This window comes from Methylorubrum aminovorans (assembly GCF_022179725.1).
GTDB lineage: Bacteria > Pseudomonadota > Alphaproteobacteria > Rhizobiales > Beijerinckiaceae > Methylobacterium > Methylobacterium aminovorans.
This window is the reverse complement of sequence record NZ_BPRC01000001.1, coordinates 608,560-628,055: the sequence shown is the minus strand read 5'-3', so window position 1 is coordinate 628,055 and position 19,496 is coordinate 608,560. Positions and strand designations below refer to the sequence as shown.

General features: G+C 68.3%; 21 protein-coding genes. 4 read left to right on the top strand and 17 right to left on the bottom strand.

Annotated elements, in window-relative coordinates; genetic code table 11:
* The first annotated feature begins 41 nt into the window (after positions 1–41).
* Positions 42–182, top strand: a complete 141-nt coding sequence (locus MFF24_RS02855; protein WP_238222247.1) for a glutathione S-transferase N-terminal domain-containing protein — start codon at positions 42–44, stop codon at positions 180–182.
* Positions 183–524: 342 nt separating this feature from the next.
* Here MFF24_RS02855 and MFF24_RS02850 read toward each other — a convergent pair whose 3' ends face one another.
* The 3 genes from MFF24_RS02850 to MFF24_RS02840 form a co-directional block, all read right to left on the bottom strand.
* Entirely contained in the window at positions 525–791 is a 267-nt protein-coding gene (locus MFF24_RS02850) for a DUF2312 domain-containing protein (RefSeq protein WP_003601858.1), read from the bottom strand.
* 106 nt (positions 792–897) lie between these two features.
* Positions 898–1,218, bottom strand: a complete 321-nt coding sequence (locus MFF24_RS02845) for a DUF1244 domain-containing protein (RefSeq protein ID WP_238222245.1) — start codon at positions 1,216–1,218, stop codon at positions 898–900.
* 57 nt (positions 1,219–1,275) lie between these two features.
* Entirely contained in the window at positions 1,276–2,049 is a 774-nt protein-coding gene (locus MFF24_RS02840; protein ID WP_238222243.1) for an N-formylglutamate amidohydrolase, read from the bottom strand.
* 205 nt (positions 2,050–2,254) lie between these two features.
* Between MFF24_RS02840 and MFF24_RS02835 the strand changes: the two genes are divergently transcribed.
* The gene (locus MFF24_RS02835; protein WP_238222891.1) at positions 2,255–3,568 is read left to right on the top strand and encodes a glycerate kinase type-2 family protein; all 1,314 of its coding nucleotides are present in this window, start codon (positions 2,255–2,257) and stop codon (positions 3,566–3,568) included.
* On the top strand, positions 3,534–4,025 hold the full coding sequence (locus tag MFF24_RS02830; protein ID WP_238222241.1) for a DUF1036 domain-containing protein: 492 nt from the start codon (positions 3,534–3,536) through the stop codon (positions 4,023–4,025). The genes MFF24_RS02835 and MFF24_RS02830 overlap by 35 nt, the downstream gene beginning before the upstream one ends.
* A 300-nt stretch (positions 4,026–4,325) precedes the next feature.
* Here the strand turns inward: MFF24_RS02830 and MFF24_RS02825 are convergent, their stop codons facing one another.
* A complete protein-coding gene (locus MFF24_RS02825; protein ID WP_238222240.1) occupies positions 4,326–5,183 on the bottom strand; it encodes an outer membrane protein in 858 nt (285 codons plus the stop codon).
* Between the two features lie 371 nt (positions 5,184–5,554).
* On the opposite strand from MFF24_RS02825, the gene pyk reads away from it, so the two are divergent.
* Positions 5,555–6,991, top strand: coding sequence for a pyruvate kinase (pyk, locus tag MFF24_RS02820; RefSeq protein WP_133088467.1), 1,437 nt, complete (start codon positions 5,555–5,557; stop codon positions 6,989–6,991).
* 48 nt (positions 6,992–7,039) lie between these two features.
* Here the strand turns inward: pyk and MFF24_RS02815 are convergent, their stop codons facing one another.
* From MFF24_RS02815 to bchY, 13 genes are all read right to left on the bottom strand, one after another.
* A complete protein-coding gene (locus MFF24_RS02815) occupies positions 7,040–8,035 on the bottom strand; it encodes an alpha/beta fold hydrolase (protein ID WP_238222237.1) in 996 nt (331 codons plus the stop codon).
* Positions 8,036–8,046: 11 nt separating this feature from the next.
* The gene (locus MFF24_RS02810; protein WP_238222235.1) at positions 8,047–8,649 is read right to left on the bottom strand and encodes a tetratricopeptide repeat protein; all 603 of its coding nucleotides are present in this window, start codon (positions 8,647–8,649) and stop codon (positions 8,047–8,049) included.
* An 89-nt stretch (positions 8,650–8,738) separates the two neighbouring features.
* Positions 8,739–8,864 carry a type B 50S ribosomal protein L36 gene (gene ykgO / locus MFF24_RS02805; protein WP_017486015.1) on the bottom strand — a complete coding sequence of 42 codons (126 nt, stop codon included), beginning with the start codon at positions 8,862–8,864 and terminating at the stop codon, positions 8,739–8,741.
* 153 nt (positions 8,865–9,017) lie between these two features.
* Positions 9,018–10,394 carry an HlyD family type I secretion periplasmic adaptor subunit gene (locus MFF24_RS02800; protein ID WP_238222226.1) on the bottom strand — a complete coding sequence of 459 codons (1,377 nt, stop codon included), beginning with the start codon at positions 10,392–10,394 and terminating at the stop codon, positions 9,018–9,020.
* Positions 10,394–12,154, bottom strand: coding sequence for a type I secretion system permease/ATPase (locus MFF24_RS02795; protein ID WP_238222225.1), 1,761 nt, complete (start codon positions 12,152–12,154; stop codon positions 10,394–10,396). The genes MFF24_RS02800 and MFF24_RS02795 overlap by 1 nt, the downstream gene beginning before the upstream one ends.
* Before the next feature lie 375 nt (positions 12,155–12,529).
* Complete coding sequence (pufC, locus tag MFF24_RS02790; protein ID WP_238222224.1) at positions 12,530–13,627, bottom strand: photosynthetic reaction center cytochrome PufC; 1,098 nt, start codon at positions 13,625–13,627, stop codon at positions 12,530–12,532.
* Positions 13,624–14,613, bottom strand: a complete 990-nt coding sequence (gene pufM / locus MFF24_RS02785; protein WP_108942952.1) for a photosynthetic reaction center subunit M — start codon at positions 14,611–14,613, stop codon at positions 13,624–13,626. Before pufM ends, pufC begins: the two co-directional genes overlap by 4 nt.
* A 139-nt stretch (positions 14,614–14,752) precedes the next feature.
* On the bottom strand, positions 14,753–15,577 hold the full coding sequence (gene pufL / locus MFF24_RS02780; protein ID WP_108940627.1) for a photosynthetic reaction center subunit L: 825 nt from the start codon (positions 15,575–15,577) through the stop codon (positions 14,753–14,755).
* A 78-nt stretch (positions 15,578–15,655) separates the two neighbouring features.
* Positions 15,656–15,844 carry a light-harvesting antenna LH1, alpha subunit gene (gene pufA, locus MFF24_RS02775; protein ID WP_017486009.1) on the bottom strand — a complete coding sequence of 63 codons (189 nt, stop codon included), beginning with the start codon at positions 15,842–15,844 and terminating at the stop codon, positions 15,656–15,658.
* Between the two features lie 11 nt (positions 15,845–15,855).
* Positions 15,856–16,086, bottom strand: coding sequence for a light-harvesting antenna LH1, beta subunit (gene pufB / locus MFF24_RS02770; protein ID WP_096485726.1), 231 nt, complete (start codon positions 16,084–16,086; stop codon positions 15,856–15,858).
* A 117-nt stretch (positions 16,087–16,203) separates the two neighbouring features.
* Positions 16,204–16,434 carry a hypothetical protein gene (locus MFF24_RS02765; protein WP_108940626.1) on the bottom strand — a complete coding sequence of 77 codons (231 nt, stop codon included), beginning with the start codon at positions 16,432–16,434 and terminating at the stop codon, positions 16,204–16,206.
* A 68-nt stretch (positions 16,435–16,502) separates the two neighbouring features.
* Entirely contained in the window at positions 16,503–17,969 is a 1,467-nt protein-coding gene (gene bchZ, locus MFF24_RS02760) for a chlorophyllide a reductase subunit Z (protein WP_238222220.1), read from the bottom strand.
* The gene (gene bchY, locus MFF24_RS02755; RefSeq protein ID WP_238222218.1) at positions 17,969–19,495 is read right to left on the bottom strand and encodes a chlorophyllide a reductase subunit Y; all 1,527 of its coding nucleotides are present in this window, start codon (positions 19,493–19,495) and stop codon (positions 17,969–17,971) included. Before bchY ends, bchZ begins: the two co-directional genes overlap by 1 nt.
* Between the last annotated feature and the right edge of the window lies 1 nt (position 19,496).

The window sequence follows — 19,496 nt, the reverse complement described above, 5'->3', positions numbered from 1 at the left end:
AGCACCCCGTCTCGTCCTACAGCCAGTAGATCAAGATCGCGTTGCGCGAGACGGGCGTGACTTTCGCGGCGGAGCGGCCCGACGACATCGGAACCGGCGGCACCGAGGTGCCGGTGCTGATCGACGGCGACCTCAGGATCTTCGTATCGACCGTGATCCTCGAAGACATCGGGGAAGGCTAGCCCGAGCCGCCGCTGCTGCCCCGCGACCCCACCGCGCGCCTTCGCCCGTGTGACGGAGGATGTCCGCAATACGCAGGACGAGGCCGTGAATGGGGGCTTCGGTGAGGTGCTGTGGTTTCGCCGCGCGATCGTATCACTACACGACGGGCGGGTGGCGCCGAGAACATCGCGACCATCGGCTCGGAGGGATGGCCGAATCTGACGGGATCGAGGTGGTCCCGGCCGGAGGCGTAATTTGCCTGCCTCTTCACGAGGCGGAGCCGGAGCAGACCGAGGGTCCCGCCCTCTCGCGAGGCTGGTCGCCGGTTCGCTTCAGCTCCGCCCCGGCGACGCGGGCAGATCCTACGCCATCCCGAGCGCCTGGAGGTACAATTCGAGGATCGCCTCCTCCTCCTGGCGCTCGTCATGGTCGCGCTTGCGCAGGGAGATGATCTTGCGCAGCACCTTCACGTCGAAGCCGTTGGCCTTGGCTTCGGCGTAGACGTCCTTGATGTCGCCCGCGATGCCGGCCTTCTCCTCTTCGAGGCGCTCGATGCGCTCGATGATGCTCTTGAGCTGGTCGGCGGCGACCGAGGACGGATCGACGGCGGGGGCAGGCGAGGCGGCCATGGCAGCGCTCCTTCACGCGAGGGGTGGCGTGCGCCCGAAGACCCACGCCGAATGCCCAGGGGTTACGGCATCAACCTTACCCGCTCGTTGATGCCGGGGCCGCCCCTCAGTGGCCGCCGGTCTGACCGGAGGCGAAGCGCGCCTGCTGGTCGGGGCTCGCCTCGGTCTGGTGCTTCTGCTTCCACTCCTCGTAGGGCATGCCGTAGACGTGCTCGCGGCTCTGATCCTTCGAGAGGCCGAGGCCACGCTCGTCTGCCGCGTCCTTGAGCCAGTTCGACAGGCAGTTGCGGCAGAAGCCGGCCAGATTCATCAGATCGATATTCTGCACATCGGTGCGGTTTCGCAGATGCGAGACGAGGCGGCGGAACACGGCCGCCTCCAGCTCGGTCTGCGTCGCGGGGTCGATTCCGTTCATCGGTTCGGACATGGTGCGGGTCTCTCAGTCGATCGGATGCCGCAGAGGTCGTCCCGCGACCTCATTGCGTCAAGCGGGCGGGTGCAGCATCGGCCCGAGGATGCGGGCGAAGCGCTGTGCCCATTCCTCCTGACCCTCCGGGCCGCCGATGAGATCCTGACGGATCTCGATCAGGGCGTTGGGCAAGCCGCGAGCCGTGGCGTGCCGGTCGATCGTGTCGCCCGGCAATCCGCCGCCATAGGGCTGGTTGTCGCCGACGCACAAACCCGCCGGATCGGCTTTCAGCGCCTCGATGATCAGGCGGCTCAAGCCAGCATCCCGATCGTAGAGTACCCCGACCTGCCACGGCCGCGCGATGGTGCGCCAGAACGGCGTGAAGCTGTGCATCGTCACGATCATCGGCCGCACGTTGGCGGCCTCCGCATCGGCGACCGCCGCATCCACGGCGCGGTCGAACGGCACGTAGAAGCGCCGGATCCGCTCGGCGATGCCGGCCGCGTCGATGCGGGCGTTCCCCGGCACGATCGCGCCGTCGGAGAGCCGCATCACCAGGGTGGGATCGCGCTTCCCCCGGTTCGGGTCGATGATGAGGCGCGAGAACTGCGTCAGCACGGCCGGCACGTTGAGCCGAGCAGCGAGCCGGCGTGTGACCTCGGCGGCGCCGATATCGTAGGCGATGTGGCGGGAGAATTCCCGCTCGGGAACGCCGAGCCGCTCGAGATCCTCCGGCACCGCATTCGAGGCGTGTTCGCAGATGAGCAGGAGACCGCGGGACGGATCGCCCTCGATGCGTTCCACAGGATGTTCGGGGCGTGTTCGGATCTCAGGTTCGACGGAGAGCATAGGCACCTATCTGGGCCGGTGCGGCCGGATCGGAAGGGGCAGGCCCGGTATGGCTGGCTTGCGGGCGGGATAGATCGCGCCGCGGTCAAAAAGAATGCTCCGCGGCACGAAAGTTTTGTGAAAGCGTGGAGGCTTGCCGATACGGCAGCGCTCGGGCAAGCAAACGCTCAAACAAGAACGTGCGAGGACGCCCATGACCGCCCCCATGACCGCCCCTGGCCCGACCGATCCGGCCAACGCGGAGCGTCGCGCCCTCCTCTCGTCGATCCTCGATGAGGCGATCGCCGCCGCGCACCCGCGCAAATGCCTCGTGGGACACCTGCCGGCGCCGACGCCGGGACGGCTGATCATCCTCGGCGCGGGCAAGGCCGGCGGCAGCATGGCCGCGGTGGCGAGTCGGTTCTACCGCCAGGAGCACGGCGTGCCGGAGGACCGGATCGTCGGCCTCGCGGTGGCGCGGCACGGCTACGGCGAGGACGCGCCCGGCATCCGCATGGTCGAGGCGGGCCACCCGGTGCCGGATGCTGCGGGCATCGAGGCGACGAGGGAAGCGCTCGCCATCGCCGCGAGCGCCGGCCCGGAGGACGAGGTTCTGGTGCTGCTCTCCGGCGGCGGCTCGGCGAACTGGATCGCGCCGGCCGGCAACCTGACTCTGGCGGAGAAGCAGGCGATCACCAAGGCGCTGCTGCGCTCGGGTGCGCCGATCAACGAGATCAACGCCGTGCGCAAGCACCTCTCGCGCATCAAGGGCGGTCGCCTCGCGGTTGCCGCGCGGAACGCGAAGTCGATCCTGACGCTGGCCATCTCGGACGTGCCGCACGACGACCCGTCGGTGATCGCTTCCGGTCCGACCGTGCCGGACCCCTCGACGCTGGCCGATGCGCGGACGATCTGCGAGCGCCGCGGCATCACCCTGCCCGACTCCGCCCTGGCCCTTCTGAACGATCCGGCCAATGAGACGCCGAAGGCGGGCGATCCGGCCTTTGCGCGCGCCGAGTACCGCATCATCGCCCGTCCGATCGATGCTCTCGAAGCGGCCGCCGAAGCGGCGCGGCGCGCCGGCTACGAGCCGGTGATGCTGGGGGCCGACCTCGAGGGTGAGGCCCGCGAGGTTGCCGCCGAACATGCCCGGCTCGCTCTGGAGGCAAAGCAGGCCGGCCGGCGCGTTGCGCTGATCTCAGGCGGCGAACTCACCGTCACTATCCGCGGCGAGGGTGACGGCGGGCCGAACCAGGAATACGCACTGGCCCTCGCCCTTGCCCTCGACGGCGCCGCCGGCATCGCCGGCATCGCCGCCGACACCGATGGCACCGATGGCGGGCGCGGCGCGGCGACCGACCCGGCGGGCGGCCTCGTCGATGAGACGACGCTGGCACGGGCGCGCTCGGCCGGGCTCGATCCGCAGGCGATGCTGACGGACAACGATTCGACGCGATTCTTCGCGACAATCGGCGATCTCGTTCAGCCGGGCCCCACCCGAACCAATGTCAACGATTGCCGCGTCATCCTTGTGGGCTGAGACCCGATCCAAAGTCCGTCGCTTTCCGCGGCGGGCTCTTCCGGCTCTGAGCCTTGCGGTGGGTCTGGCCGCCCTCCCCGTCCCCGCTCGAGCCGACCTGCGCCTGTGCAACCAGACCGCCAGCAAAGTCGGCGTGACGCTGGGCTATCGCGATGCGCAGGGCTGGGTGACGGAAGGGTGGTGGGAGCTGAAACCGCGTAATTGCGAGACTCTGCTTCGCGGGTCCCTGGCGGCGCAGTTCTATTATATCTACGCCGTCGACTATACGCGCGGCGGCGAGTGGAGCGGTCGCGCGATGATGTGCACCCGCGACACCGCTTTCACGATCCGCGGGGTTGAGGATTGTCTCGCCCGCGGCTTCGACCGCAATGGCTTCATCGAAGTCGATACCGGCCAACAGCGGAACTGGACGATCCAGCTCTCCGATCCCGGACAGCCGCTCGCGGGCGGACCGTGAGGCGGGCGATTGAGCTTGCGATAAAAGCAGTTTCGATCGTTGCCCGATTGCTTCGGTCGTCCCGACATAGCGAGACGAACCCGAAGCAATGCCAGGCGTGATCCGTCCGAGGATGTCGTGCTGCGGATCGCTTTGCGAGGGCATCGCACGGGAGCGAGCGCGATGCTCGATCCCTCTTGTTTCCGCATCGCCTCTTCCGAAAGCCTGCGGTGCCCTTCCGGGTCGGATGCACCATCCGTTCAAACGAAAGCGGGCGCCCCGAAGGGCGCCCGCCTGGCTTGGTCAGCGTCTGAGTAAAGCTCAGAGGCCGCTGAACTTGTAGTTGAAGCCGGCGCGGATCAGGCTGCCCTCAGTGGAGAAGCGCGAGGTGTAGGAGCCGGGCGGGACAGGAGCGGTCTGGTTGACCAGCACGTTGCGGCTGCCGAGATCGTAGCGGATGTACTCCGCCTTGATCGTCACGTCCGACTTGATGCCGAGCCAGCGACCGATGGAGAAGTAGTTCAGGAAGCTGTCGACCGGGATGGCGTACTCGATGCCGCCGCCGTAGTTGTAGCCGGTCTCGAAGATCTTGCGACCGCCGCCGGTGTACTGCAGCACGGTGGCGCCCGGGTTGTAGAAGTCGGCGCCGTAGCTGACTTGGCCGAAGGCGAGACCGCCGGTGCCGTAGACGAAGAACCGGTCGAAGGCGTAGCCGAGCTTGCCGTTGACGGTGCCGAGGAAGTCGAGGTTCTGCGTGTAGACGCTGGCATTGCCGATGGTCGGGTTCGGCGTGCCGTAGAAGCCGGTCCGCTTGTCGAGATCGAGCCAGGTGGCGTCGAAGGCGATACCCGCCACGAAGCCGGAACCGGGCGTGAACTGAACGTTGTAGCCGAAGCCGCCGCCGAGGCGGGAGAAGCCGTCGACCTCGCTCTTGAGGGAGGCGGCGCGGCGGCCGAGCACGACGTTGGCACCGGTGAAGGGGTCGTTGCCGCGGGTCTGGATGTTCGGGTTGTCGGTGAAGGCGTAGCCGGTGTGCAGGCCAGCATAGAATCCGGTCCAGGTGAAGACGGGGACCGGAGCGAAGGCGACCGGCGGAGCCTCGCGGCGGGGCAGGTCGGCGGCGAGGGCCGCGGTGGTCGCGAGCGCTGCGGCGCTGCCCAGGAGGAGTGCTCTGATCACGGTGTGGATCGCCTTCGGAAAGTGCTGATTTCAACGCTGACGTTAGCAGCGGTGCGGCCAAGCTGCCTATGACTTTCCAGCAACACGCAGCGCAGATGCCGCTCCGGTTGCGTTCACGAAACGTTAAAGCTGCAAGTACCGCGAAGTTAAACGGCCGAGAGAATGAGGTTTGGAAGCAAAGGTTCCGTCCGTCGGAAAATTCCTGACACGGGTTCGGGATGCGGCCTTGACCTGTGGGGCTGGGCGATGCTTGTGGCCGGCAAGCCCCCGTCCGGCCATCGGCACCGCCTCATCAGGTGCCGCACATCTGCCGGGCCGTTCCCGCGCGCGATGTCCGCGATCGGCGGGTCCAGCGGGTGTTGGAGGCTCCATTGAAGCGCTCGCGCCGCACTAAGATCGTCGCTACCCTCGGCCCGGCATCCGACACGCCGGAGATGATCGAGAAGCTGTTCCACGCCGGTGCGGACGTGTTCCGCATCAACATGAGCCACTTGGCCCGCGAAAAGCTGCCCGAGCGGATCGAGGTGATTCGCACCATCGAGCGCGAGGCCAAGCGCCCGATCGGCATCCTCGTGGACCTTCAGGGTCCGAAACTGCGTCTGGGCACCTTCGTCGGCGACGCCGCCGAACTGGAGAACGGCCAGACCTTCGTGCTCGATTCGGATCCGACGCCCGGCAACACTGATCGGGTGTTCCTGCCCCACCCGGAGATCCTGTCCGCGCTCGAGCCCGATCACGGAATTCTGATTGATGACGGCAAGCTTCGGCTCGTCGTCACCGAGGTGAGCGAGGGCCGCGCGGTCACTCGCGTCGAGGTCGGCGGGCGCATCTCGAATCGCAAGGGCGTGTCGCTGCCCCACACGGTGCTCCCGCTGCCGGCGATGACGGAGAAGGACCGGGGTGATCTCGAAGCCGGTCTGGCCGCCGGCGCGGACTGGATTGCCGTTTCCTTCGTGCAGCGGCCCGAGGACGTGGCCGAGGTGAAGAAGGTCGCTGCCGGGCGCGCCCAGGTGATGGCCAAGATCGAGAAGCCGCAGGCGCTCTCACGCCTCGATGAGATCATCGAGATCTCCGACGGCATCATGGTCGCCCGTGGCGATCTCGGCGTCGAGATGCCGCTCGAGCAGGTGCCGGGCGTGCAGAAGCGGATCACCCGCGGCGCACGCCGGCTCGGCAAGCCGGTCGTCGTGGCGACGCAGATGCTCGAATCGATGATCACCGCACCGGTGCCGACCCGCGCCGAGGTGTCGGACGTCGCGACCGCCGTCTACGAGGGCGCGGATGCGGTGATGCTCTCGGCCGAGAGCGCCGCCGGCCAGTTCCCGGTCGAGGCGATCAGCACCATGAGCCGGATCGCCGAGCAGGTGGAGCGCGACGCGCTCTACTGGTCGATCCTGATGGCGCAGCGCTCCGAGCCGGAGCCGACCGCCTCCGATGCCATCGCGGCGGCGGCGCACCAGATCGTCGAGGCCCTCGGCCTGCGCTCGATCATGGCCTGGACCCATTCCGGCTCGACGGTGCTGCGGCTGGCGCGTGCGCGGCCCAATGCCAGCGTCATCGCCCTGACGCCGAAGCGCGAGACGGCGCGGCGCCTGACCATGGCTTGGGGTGTGCACCCCATCGTCACCAAGGACGCCAGCGATGTGGACGACATGGCGTTCCGCGCGGCGAAATTCGCGGTGCGCGAGCGCTTCGCTGAGATCGGCGACCGCGTGATCGTCGTAGCGGGCGTGCCGTTCGGCATTCCGGGCGCGACGAACATGGTGCGCATCGCCTTCGTCACCCGCGAGCACGCCGAGCGGGCCTGAAGCATCGTCCCGAAAGCTGGCCGCCGGCTTTCGGGACAAGACAATGGTCTAACGAGTCATCGTCTCGGCCAAACCCTCGACTTCGCGCACCAGCCGATCGGGGGCGGTGTAGGTGATCATGTGTCCGGCGCCCGGCAGCACGACGTGCCGGGCGTGCGGCATCGCCCGGCTCAACGGATCCGCCTGCAGGCGCGTCTGCACGATCGGGTCGGCCTCGCCGGCCACGATCACGCTCGGCACGCGGAGGCTTTCGTAGCGCGGCGCCTGCTCGGCGAGGGCTGCGGGAAGGCCGGCCAGATCCTGAATGTTGGCGAGCGCCGGGCCTGGCCGCAGGATCAGCGGCGCGCGGCTCGCCTCGATGTAGTTCTCGACGGCCCGCTCCGGCCGAAAGACGCCGACCGAGACCGACGGAAGGTAGGACAGGCCGAGCGGCACGGCGATCGTCCGGGTCAGCAGCCACGTCACGGGCGGCGTAAGGGCGAGCCCCGCCCACCAGGGCAGCGGGCGCGGCGGGAACGGCATCGCCACGGGCGCGACAAGGACGAGCCCCGCGACCTGTTCCGGCCGGTCGAGAGCCATCCGCAGGGCGAGCGCACCCGACCAGGAATGTCCGAGAAGGATCACCGGTCCAGCGCCGAGCCGTTCGAGAGCCTGACCCAGAACCCGGCCCTGGAAGGCCGGCGAGGCGGCTTGCGCGCCGGCGATTCGGTCGCTGTTGCCGTAGCCCGGCCGGTCGAAGGCGATGACTCGGAAGCCTGCACGGGCGAGATGACGCCCGACGCCCTCCATCGGGTCGTAGGCGTTGGCCGAGGCGCCGTGGAGGAGAACGACCGTGGCCCTCACTCCAGTCGTGGGACCGTCCTCGAGATAGGCGATGCGCCCGCTCTCGACATTGATGCTGCGGTCGGCGGCGGGATAGCGAGCCTCGACGCGCCAGGCGATCAACCGCGTCGCAACGGCCGCGCAGGCCAGCACCAGCGCGACGAGGCCGACGGCCGCTGCGAAGGAGCCGAGGGCGAAGCGGACGAGATCGGCGAGGCCCACGACCGGGTGACTCAGAGGTCGCGACCGTCCACGTCGGGTTTCAGCCGCTCGATCGCCTTCTTCAGCACGTCCCATTGCGGGTAGAGCGCCTCCGCCCGGCGGAAGGCGTCGAGGGCGCGGCCCTTGTCGTCCTGAGCGAGGTAGAGCTTGCCGAGCGCCGCCCAGGCCTCGAAATGGCGCGGCTCCAGCACCAGGGCGCGCTGTAGGTCGGCGATGGCGGTCGAGGAATCGGACAGGCGCCAGAACAGGGTCGCCCGCCGGCTCCAGCCCTCGGACCAGTTCGGCTCCAGGGCAACGGCCCGGTCCATCAGTTCGACGGCGAGCGGCAGATCGTTGCCGCTCATCGCCTGCCGGGCGCGGTCGGAGAGGAGATCGGCGGTCGCGCTGCCGGAACGGCCGAGACGGCGCTCGATCAGGGTGGCGATTGCCTTCGCCTCGCCCTCGTCGCCTGCCAGCTTGAGGCGGGTGTAGAGGTCTTCGAGGCTGACCGGCGGGTGCGCCTTGCGCTCCTTCTCAGGTCGCGCCTTTTCCGCCGCTGCTGCCGGATGGCCGCCGCTCGCAAGCGCGAAGCCGAGGCAGAGGGCGGTCAGGAGGGGAGTGCGGCGAGCGTCCATGGGTCCGGAGCTTCCACCCCGAACCCGGCTCCCGTCAACGCGCTTCGGTGCCGCGTATGATTCGCGGCCAATCCGACAGGCGTCGGGGATCAGCCCTGGCGGGCCTTGAAGCGCTTCTGGGTCTTGTTGATGACGTAGACGCGGCCCTTGCGGCGCACGAGCTGGTTGTCGCGGTGACGGGCGCGGAGCGACTTGAGCGAATTGCGAATCTTCATCGGTCTCACATCGGCACGGATTCGAGACCGGCCGCCTGTTGTTCAAGGTGTCTCGAAGGGACGGAGCGTCGCAAGGACGCTCCGGCGATGACGTCGGCGACATCGCGGGGAGGCGGTCGCCTTATCAGACAACCCGCCTGCGAGGCAAGATTGTCAGCGCTCCCGCCACGCTTTGGCGATCTGATCGGTCAGGGGCTTGGTGAGGTAGGACAGCACCGAGCGCTCCCCGATCTGCGTGAAGGACTCGACCGGCATGCCCGGCACCAGCCGCAAGCCCGCGAGTCGCTCCTTCTGATCCTCGCGGATGCGGATGCGCGCGGTGTAGTAGCTCTGGCCGGTCTTCACGTCCTGGGTCACGTCGGCGGAGACCCGCACCACCTCGCCGTCGATTTCCGGCGTGGTGCGGGTGTTGAAGGCGGGGAAGCGCAGGACCGCCTTCTGCCCGACCCGCACGTTGTCGATGTCCTGCGGCTGCACCCGCACCTCGACCAGGAGCTGGTCGGAGGCCGGCACGATTAGCATGGCCGGCTCGCTCGGCACGACGAGGCCGCCGATCGTGTGCACGCTCATCTGGTGCACGAAGCCGTCCTGCGGCGCGCGCAGCTCGACCCGCTTGAGCTGGTCCTCGGCCGCGACGCGCTTCTCGCGCAGTTCCGACCACTTGCCGCGGATCTCGGCCAGATCCTTGCCGGTCTCCGTGCGCATCTCGCCGTCGATCTGGAGGATCTGCAATTCGGTCTCGGCAACCTTGCCGCGGGCGGAAGCGGTCGAGGCGATGAGCTGGCCGCGCTCGCCCTCGAGCCGGGCGGCGTCGCGCTCAAGTGCCGTCACGCGGGAGAGCGGCACGAGGTTCTTGGCGTAGAGGTCGCGCACGCCGCCGAGCTCATGGCCGATGAGACCAATCTCGCGATCCTTGGCGGCGGCCTGCTTGGTGAGCCCATCGATCTCCTGGCGGAGCTGGTCGATGCGCTCGCGCAGCTGCGCCTTCTGGCCCTCGCGGCCGGCGACGCGGGCGGCGAACAGGCGCGACTCGCCGTCGATCAATCGGGCCACGGTGGGATCGGTGTCGATGCGCGACACGAGATCGGGCGGGAAGGTGATGATCTTGAGGCCGTCGCGCTCGGCCTCGTCGCGGGCGCGGCGGGCGGAGAGCTCGTCCATGGCCTTGAGCACGATGTCGAGGTTGGCCCGCGTTTGTGTCTCGTCGAGGCGGATCAGCACGTCGCCGGCAGCGACCCGCTGGCCCTCGCGGGCGAGGAGCTGGCCGACGACGCCGCCGGTGGGGTGCTGGACCTTCTTCACGTCGGTCTCGACCACGAGCTGGCCCGGCGCGATCACCGCGGCCGAGATATCGGTGAAGACGGCCCAGCCGCCAACGCCGAAGACGAGGGCGACCGAGAGCCCGATGGCGACGGCGAGATGGCGCCGGATCGAGCCCTGGGCGACCGGTCGCGGCAGTGCCGGGGCGAGGCCGCCGCGAGGGGCAAGGGACGAGGAGGCAAGGGACGAAGGGGCAAGCGTCGAGGACATCAGGCACTCTCACGAATCGTGGGCGCGGCCACCTGCGCCGCCGGAGCCTCGGCAGCGACCGGAACAGGGGTCGGCGCAGGGCGCAGCACGCGCTTGAGGATCTCGTCCTTGGGCCCGAAGGCCTGGGCGCGGCCGTCGGCCATCATAAGAATCAGGTCGAGGGCGGCGAGCGCGCTCGGTCGGTGGGCAACGACGACGCAGATGCCGCCGCGCTGGCGCACGCCGAGGATCGCCTGCGTCAGCGCGTTCTCGCCCTCGCTGTCGAGGTTGGCGTTGGGCTCGTCGAGCACCACGAGGAAGGGGTCGCGGTAGAGCGCACGGGCCAGCCCGACGCGCTGGCGCTGCCCGGCGGAGAGGCCGGTGCCGCCCTCGCCGATGCGGGTGTCGTAGCCCTCGGGCAGCCGCAGGATCAGCTCGTGCACGCCCGCCGCCTTGGCCGCCGCGATGATCGCCTCGGCCGGGGCGTCCGGCTCGAAGCGGGCGATGTTCTCGGCCACGCTGCCGGCGAACAACTCTACCTCCTGCGGCAGGAAGCCGATATGCGGCCCGAGATCGCCGCTCGTCCACTGATCGAGGGCGGCGCCGTCGAAGCGGACTTTTCCGCGCACCGGCGGCCAGACGCCGACGAGCGCCCGCACCAGGGAGGATTTGCCGGAGGCCGAGGGGCCGATGATGCCGAGCCCCTGCCCCGCGCGCAGGCCGAAGCTCACATCCTGCACCACGAGGCGCGGCGTGCCGGGCGGGGCGATGCTGGCGCCCTCGACGGTGATGGTCTCGGATGGCGCCGGCAGGGCATGCGGCCGCTCGCTCTGCGGCATCCGGGCCAGCAACTCGGACAGCCGGAACCAGCTCTGGCGCGCGGCCACGAAACCCTTCCAGTTGGCGATGGTGAGCTCTGCCGGCGCGAGCGCGCGGGAGACGAGGATCGAGCTCGCGATGATGACGCCGGCGCTGGCCTCGTTGTGGATGACGAGCCAGGCGCCGAGCGCGAGCACGCCCGATTGCAGCGCCATGCGGAACACCTTGGAGCCGGCGCCGAAGCCGCTCCCGGCGTCCGCCACCGCCTGGTGCGCGCTCATGTAGTCGCGGTTGGCCCCGGCCCAGCGCGCGGCGAGGCGCTCCTGCATGCCCATCGCGGCCAGCACCTCGGCATTGCGGCGGCCGGCCTCGGCGAGGCCGTTGCGCCGCATGCCATGGCCCGTGGCCTCCTGCGTCGGGCCCTTGCTGGCGCGATCGGTGAGGACAGTCAGGACGACCAGAATGCCCATGCCGATGAGGGCGGCGACGCCGATCAGCGGATGGAACAGGAAGCAGATCGCCAGATAGAACGGCATCCACGGCAGATCGAAGAAGGCCGACGGGCCGGAGCCGGACAGGAAGGCGCGGATCTGGTCGAGGTCGCGCAGGGGCAGGAGGCCGTCCCCCTGGGTTACGCCCTTCAGCGGGGCGCGCACCACCAGGTCGAACACCCGCCCGCTCAAGGATTCGTCCAGTGACGCACCGATGCGGGCGAGGATGCGGCCACGGATGGCTTCGAGCACGCCCTGGAAGGCGTAGAGCGCCAGCGCGAGGGCTGCGAGGCCGATCAGGGTCGGCACCGAGCGGCTCGGAATCACCCGGTCGTAGACTTCGAGCATGAAGAACGAGCCGGTGAGATAGAGGATGTTCACCAGGCCGCTAATCACGGCCACCCCCACGAAGGCCGTCTTGCACTGTCGGAGTGCGGCGGCAATCTCGTTCCTGTCGCGCCTGTCGCTCACCGTCTCATCCCCTCAGCTCAACGGCCCTCGAACGAGCCACCGGTCCATGCGTCTCGTGGCCCCTATCGAAGGGGCAGGTGTTAGCGCGAAATGCGACCAAATTTCAGCATATCGTCACTAATCACAATGGTTTACGCCATTCGAACTACGGATATCTTGAACGAACACTTAAGATATATTGACTAGGTTCGAAGATCGACTGAATACGATGCCTCAGCCAAGCGTTAGGTCTGGCGAGTATCGGATTGCTTGCGATTACAGGCTTTCAAAAAAGTTGTTATGACATCGCGAGCCAAAAAAAGAGCCGCCAGCCCGATGGACCAGCGGCTCTCGACGAGGGATCTCGCCAAACCGGCAGCGGTTCCCGCTCCTGCCTTAGGGTGGGGGCGCCGGTGACTGCGGCGCCGGGTCGGCCGGGGCCACGGGCACCGCCATCTCGGCCGTCGATTTCGCCAGTTCGGGGTAGGTCTCGATCACGTGCGCGCCTGCCAGCGGCTTGCTCTGGCCGTTGTGGCAGGTGGCACAGTTCAGCTTCGGCGCATCACCGGTGGGGCCGAGGCGGTTGGCCGGGAAGGTCGAGGTCAGCGGCTCGATGTAGTCGCCGTTGAGATCGCGCACCATGCGGATGGCGTGCCAAGCCAGCGTGCGCTGCGGCGTGCTCTGCTCCCAATTCGAGATTGCCCGGGTGTTGTGGCAGTAGGTGCAGTTGACGCCGAGCGACGACGACATGTGCATCATCAGGCCGTAGGTCTTCTCCGCGGCCTGGATCGGCTTGCCCTTGCTTTCCGGCAGAGCCGTCGTCGCGTTGACGCGGATCAGGTTCTCGTCGACGTCCTTCTTGCCAAAGAATTCGCTCAGCGTGTCGTACGGCAGCGAGGCGAGACCGACGGAGGGCGAGGCCATGTTCTGCCCGTTGTTGCGGGCGATGAAGCCGGTCTTGTAATTCGGTCCCGGATTTTGGAACCAGATGTTCGTCGGCACAGGCTGGCCCCGGTGGCAGGTGTAGCAGTTTACCCCCGCCTCGCCGACATGCTTCTCCTTCCAGGTCGTGTTGATGTGCTGCACCATCTGGATCATCCGCCGGGCGACCTGCTTCTGATAGAGGCTGTCATCGGCCATGTTCTCGGTGTTGTGGCAGTAGGTGCAGCCCTGCTCCGGGCTGACCCACTCCGTCATCGAGGTCATCAGGCGGTTGAACTCCTCCACGCTCAGGTCTTTCAGAACCTTCACGTTCTCGTAGACCGCGCCGGCCTTCTCGGTGCCGGGCTCGACCGGATCGGCCGGGGCCGGCGGCAGGTTGGCGGCCTTCAGCGCCGCCGCGCCGGATTTCGTCTGAATCTGATCCATGCCTGTGCCACGGAAGCCGTGCTGCTGGGCGAGGATCGGAGGTTTGGTCCAGCCGGCGGTGCCGAACTGGGCGATGGTGAGGAACAGGGCGACGACGGCGCCCGCGACGACGAGCAGCGTCTTCATGGCGTCCCCCCTGCGGCTCCGCCCGGCACGGCGAGCGGATCGGTGATCGGTCCGTAGATCTGCGGGTAGGCCGGTGCGACGCCGTGCTTGACCGCCCAGAGGTACCAGTTGTCCACCACGGTGCCGGTCAGCAGGATGCCGATTCCGCCCGTCAGCGTCGTGAGCACCGCGAACCACCACGCCCAGCGGTGGACCGATTCCATCGTGGCGTTGAAACCCATGGTCCAGCGCCAGAACAGAGCGGCGCGCTCGGTGGCGGTGCCGCGATCGACGATCTGATCGATCTCACGCTCGGCGCCGTAGCGGCTGGTGGCGAGAATCGTGCCCCCGTGCATCGCGAACAGCAGCGTCGACCCGTAGAGGAAGACGATCGAGAGCATGTGGAACGGGTTGTAGAACAGGTTGCCGTAGCGCAGCGAGAACGCGGCGGTCCAATCGAGGTGCGGGAAGAGGCCGAAGGGCACCGCCTCGCTCCACGAGCCCATTAGCAGCGGGCGGATGAAGCCGAGCACGAGGTAGAGCCAGATAGCGCTCGCGAACGCCCAGGGCACATGCGTGCCCATACCGAGTGCGCGGGCGCGGCGATACATCCGCACCCACCACAGCAGGATCGAGGCGGTGAGGAAGAAGCCGGCGATCAGCCACCAGCCGCCCTCGTTGAGCGGCGGCAGCACCTTGAGCCCGTATTTGGGCAGCGGAGGCTCCAGCGCCAGCCAGGGCAACTGGCGCACGAACTGGATCGGATCCCAGTTCACGCTGGCCCACATGTTGAGGCCGATGATCTCGAAGGCGATCAGCCCGCAGGCGAAGGACAGGGCCCCGAGATAGCCGCCGTAGATCGGTCCGACTTGGGAATTGCCGATCAGCCCGAACAGGTAGCTGTTGAACGGCCGGCCGATGCGGGAATCGACCGAAATCGGGATGCCGTGTTCCGGCTCGACCGGGCGCACCTGCACCTGGGTGAAGATGTTCTGATAATAGGCCACGGCGTCTCCCTCCATGGACCTGCGGTCGTTCGAGGCTCACGCCGTCGGCGGAGATCCCCGCGCCCGAAGATCGGACTTGCGCCTCAGATCGGACTTGCGCCCCAGGCCGGTCGGCGCGGATGCCGGCCGGCGTTCCGGTTCACCGCCACACGGGCAGATTGAGCCACCAGCCCCACCATTCCGGCCACCCTTGCGTCCAGAAGGGGCCCGAGATGACGATGCAGACCGCGCTCCAGAACCCTGCGGACAGGGCGAGGAACAGCCCGAGCCGGTGGATGCCGAGCGTTCCGATCGAGTAGCCGATCGTGTCGCGGAAATAGGTGTCCTCGTGCTCGGGCGTCTTCACCGTCTCGCCCTTGGCCGGATTGGTCGAGGACAGGATCAGCGAGCCATGGAGCGCCAACGCGAAGGTCGTCGTGAAGAAGAAGCTCACGGCGAGCATGTGCGCGGGATTGTAGTGGAAATGCAGATACTGGTAACCGGTGTTCGACACCCAATCGAGGTGAGAGAGAATGCCGTAGGGGAAGCCGTAGCCCCAGGCGCCCATCAGGAACGGGCGGATCACCACCAGCGAAACGTAGGCGAAGATCGCCACCGCGAAGGCGAACGGCACGTGGTAGCCGATGCCGAGCTTGCGGCAGATTTCGACCTCGCGCAGGGCCCAGGACGAGAACGCCCCGATCGCGCAGAAGGTGATGATCTGCCATAGGCCCCCTTCCTTCAGGGGCGCCAGCGCCAGCCCGTATTTCAGGTCGGGTGGGGCGATGTTGATCTGCCAGATGTTCCAGGTCGGGCCGATCGCGGCGCCGTAGAGGATCAGCGCGGTGCCGAGCACCGAGAAGAAGATCGTCGTGACGCCGAAGAAGCCGACGTAGAACGGGCCGACCCAGAAATCGAACAGGTCTCCGCCCAGCAGGGTGCCGCCGCGGACCCTGTATTTGCGCTCGAAGCTCAGCATTGCCATGGCGGAGATCCCCGGGGATGAGGATGGAGGGTGCCGGGGCAGGCGCGCCCGCCCGCGGCAGGACCGGGTCGGGGCCGGTCAGCCCGGCATCGTCGGAAGGACGAGGCTGTGCGCGGCTGCGGACTTGGCGGCCTTCGGGCCTTCCAGCCAGTTGAACCGGTCGGTGCTGAGCAGGATGAAGTGGATCAGCAGCGCCAGGACGAAGAGGAAGGTGAAGAGCGCGACGAGGGTGCGCCTCGGATCGAACAGAAGCCAGATCTTGTGCATCGCGCGTCTCCTCAGCCGATCATCGTCACGAGGCCGTGGGCGGCGTTCGTCACGCCGTCGAGGAGGGCGTAGCCCTTCTCTCCGGGGAGCCAGGGCCGCCACAGCCAGACGAGAATGTGGGCGACCACAGCGATCGCCGTGAAGATGATGAAGCTCGTGAGGAAGATCGCGTGAAATTCCTTGGCTTCGGGTTCCGTCAGCCCGGACAGGCTGCTCGGTCTTTCAGTGATACCGTTCGCCATCGATCGAACCTCCGCTGGTTATGCCGCGCGTTGACAGGCGTGGCGGGTGTCGCCGTGACTCGATGACATCACGGCGCAGGGATCCCCCGTGTCACCGCACGGAAGTTCTGAGTCTCGTCAGCCCATGAAGGCGAAGGGGATGGCCGAGACGGCCATGGCCTTGGCCTCGCCGAACACGGAGCGCCTGACTGGCGGTAGACCGCGCCGCGGCGCCTGCCCCGGCAGCACGCGTTGCACCACCGCCGCAGCGAGAAAGAACGGGTAGGTCGCGGCGAGGATGATCCGGAACTGGATCGCCTCGCTGTGCAGGCGCGACGCGGGCATCGATCGGTGCATGACGACTCCCATGGCAAGTCTCTCCGCAGGCTTTCCGGCACCGCACGGGGCCGGAGGGTGAAGGGAATGCAGGAGCGCGCTCATGCGGTCGCTCCCGTGGTGAGATCGCTCTGCGCCCGCTCGACATGGGCGATCGCCACACGCTCGGCGGCGGCCCGGCGCGCGGCGCGCTCGGCGGCGTCGCGCAGGCGCTTGGCGGCCGAGATGCGGGTGAGAACGGGATGCCGCTCGACCAGCGCATCGAGCCGGGCACGGGCCGCTTCGTCCCAGGGCAATTCGCGGTGCGTCCGGGCGGGCGTCGCCTCCACTGCATCCATGTCGCGCGCGAGCGGCAGGATGTGGAAGAGCATGTCGAACAGGGCGTTGCAGACCTCCTGCACGAGGTAGGTCGCGCCGGTATAGCCCATGAACGGCGTGCCGGTGTGCCGCCGGATGATGGCACCGGGGAACGAGGCGGGCACGTAGATCGCCCGCCCGCCGGCTTCGGCGAGGTACATCCGTTCGTTGAAGGAGCCGAACAGGACGAGCGGCGGGTTCGCCTTGATCGCCTCGCGCACGGCGGCGTTGTCGGGCTTGGTGCCTGCGCTACGCGAAAAGGCGAAGTGGCAGGGCAGACCCATCTCCTCGTCGAGGAAGTGGCGCACGCCGCGGGAATAGGTCTCGGTGGCGACGATGCCGAAGCTCGCGGTGCCGAAGAAGTCCTGCGTCACCGAGCGCCACAAGTCCCAGACCGGCTTGATTGTGGTGTGGCGCTCGCGCTCGATGAAGGGCTCGGGGTCGATTCCGAGGATGTCGCCCAGAGTGCGCAGGAACTTGGTGGTCGAGAGCACGCCGATCGGCGCCTGGAGATAGGGCCGCTCCAGGCTCTCGCAGAGCAGGCGGCCGAATTCGCGGTAGAGACAGATATTGGCATCGGCGTTGACGAGCTTGGGCACGTCGGCGAGATGCGATCCGAGCGGAAAGGTCAGGTTCACCTCGGCGCCGATCCCCTCCACGAGGCGGCGGATCTCGGCGAGGTCCGAGGCCATGTTGAAGGTGCCGTAGGCCGAGCCGATGATGTTGACCCTTGGCCGCTCCCCGGCCTTGCGCTCGGGCCGGGCCGGAATGCCCTTCTTGGCGAAGCGCCGGGCGCCGTATTCCTGCCAGAGCCAGCTCATGGCCCGGTCGGCGGATTGCCACTGGTCCTCGTCGATGGTGCGCGGCAGGAAGCGCTGGAGCCCGGTGCCCTCCGGGGTGACGCCGCCGCCGATCATCTCGGCGATCGAGCCCGTCACGACGACGCTGGGCTGGCCGGGATCGAGCGTGGCATGCGCCCGCTTCATCGCGCCCTCTGTCCCGTGGCGGCCGAGTTCCTCTTCCGCCAGACCGGTGACGACGATCGGCAACTCGTGCGGCGGCAGCGCGTCGGTGTAGTGCAGCACCGAGGTGACCGGCAGGTTCTCGCAGCCCACGGGGCCGTCGATGACCACCTGCAGGCCCTTGATTGCCGTGAAGACGTAGACCGCCCCCCAGTAGCCGCCGGCGCGGTCGTGATCGATGACGAGCATCAGATCATCTCCCCGATCGGCTTCAGGGGAGCCGCCGCCTTCGGCGCCGTCTTGAGGGTCGGCACCTCCTGCCAGATGCCGGCGGCGTGGCCGGTGCCGACGCCCTCGAAGAAGGCGCGCATGGCATCGAAGCGCGGCCGGTTGGCGAGCGCGGCGTTGACGACCTTCGCCAGCGACCCGGCTCCGGCCGCGCCCATCAGCGGACGCGCCGAGATCAAGTTGGTGAAGTACAGCGCCGGCGTGCCGGCTTCCTTCGCCTTCTGCACCACCGGGGTCGTGCCGATGGCGAGATCCGGCCGGAAGTCATGGAACGCGGCGAGGTCGTCTTCCAGCGAAGCGCGGTAGCGGATGGTGACGCCGCGCTCCTCCAGCCAGACCCGGTCCGACTCGGACCAGGGCGTGCGCGGGCAGGCGGTGCCGACATAAGGCACCTCGGCGCCGCTCTCGACGAGGAGGCGGGCGACCAGAAGTTCCGAGCCCTCGTAGCCGGAGAGCGTGATGCGCCCGCGGATCGGCGCTGCGGACAGCGCTCCCCGAATCGCCGGCAGAAGCCGATTCTGTGCCGCGGCGATGGTGTTCGGCGGGACGTCACAGGCATTGCCGATGGCGGCGAGCCAGTCGGCGGTGCCGTCGTGACCGACGGGGGCAGAACCCACCACCGTCCGCCCGGCCGACTCGAACTCGCGTACGCTCGCGGTGTAGAACGGATGGATCGCCGCCACCGCCGCCGCGTCGAGGGCACCGTAGAGTTCGCGCCATTCCCGGGTCGGCACGACCGGGCCGGCGCTGAGGCCGAGCGGTTCGAGCAAGCCACCGATCACCACGGGATCGGCGGGGAACATCTCGCCGAGAAGCGCGACCGCCGGGCGCTCCGAACGGCCGCCGCGCGGGGCCTGGACCGGGCCGGTCTCCGCCTCGCTGCGGGCGAACTTGAGCATCGCGCCGGCCAGCACGTCCTTGGCCTCGGCATGGGTCGGCACGCCGAAGCCCGGCACGTCGATGCCGATGACGCGCACGCTGTCGATCTGCTTCGGCAGCAGCCGCAGCGGCACGCCCGAGGCGGTCGGAACGCAGAGGTTGATGACGACGATCGCGTCGTAGTCTTGCGGGTTGGCCGAGGCGTGGACCGCCTCGCGGATGTCCTCGAACAGCTTTCCGGTGACGAGCGTCTCGGAATTGAACGGCACGTATCCGACGCTCCGGCGCGCGCCGTAGAAATGCGAGGTGAAGGTCAGGCCGTAGACGCAGCACGCCGAACCCGACAGAATCGTCATCGTCCGTCGCATGCGCAGCCCGACGCGCAGGGAGCCGAAGGCCGGGCACATGCTCTGCGGCTGATCGTGCGGACCGGCCGGGTAGTCCCGCCGGTACTGCTCCAGCGTTCCGGACAGGCCGGCGGCCTCGGCGGCCGTGCGCATCGTGTCCTTGCCGGCGTGGCAGCCGAGTCCGTCGCCCTGCGTTGCGGCGAGATCGATGCCCTCGGGGCGGCGGGCGCGAAGCGCGGTGATGTCGAGGCTGACCGCCATG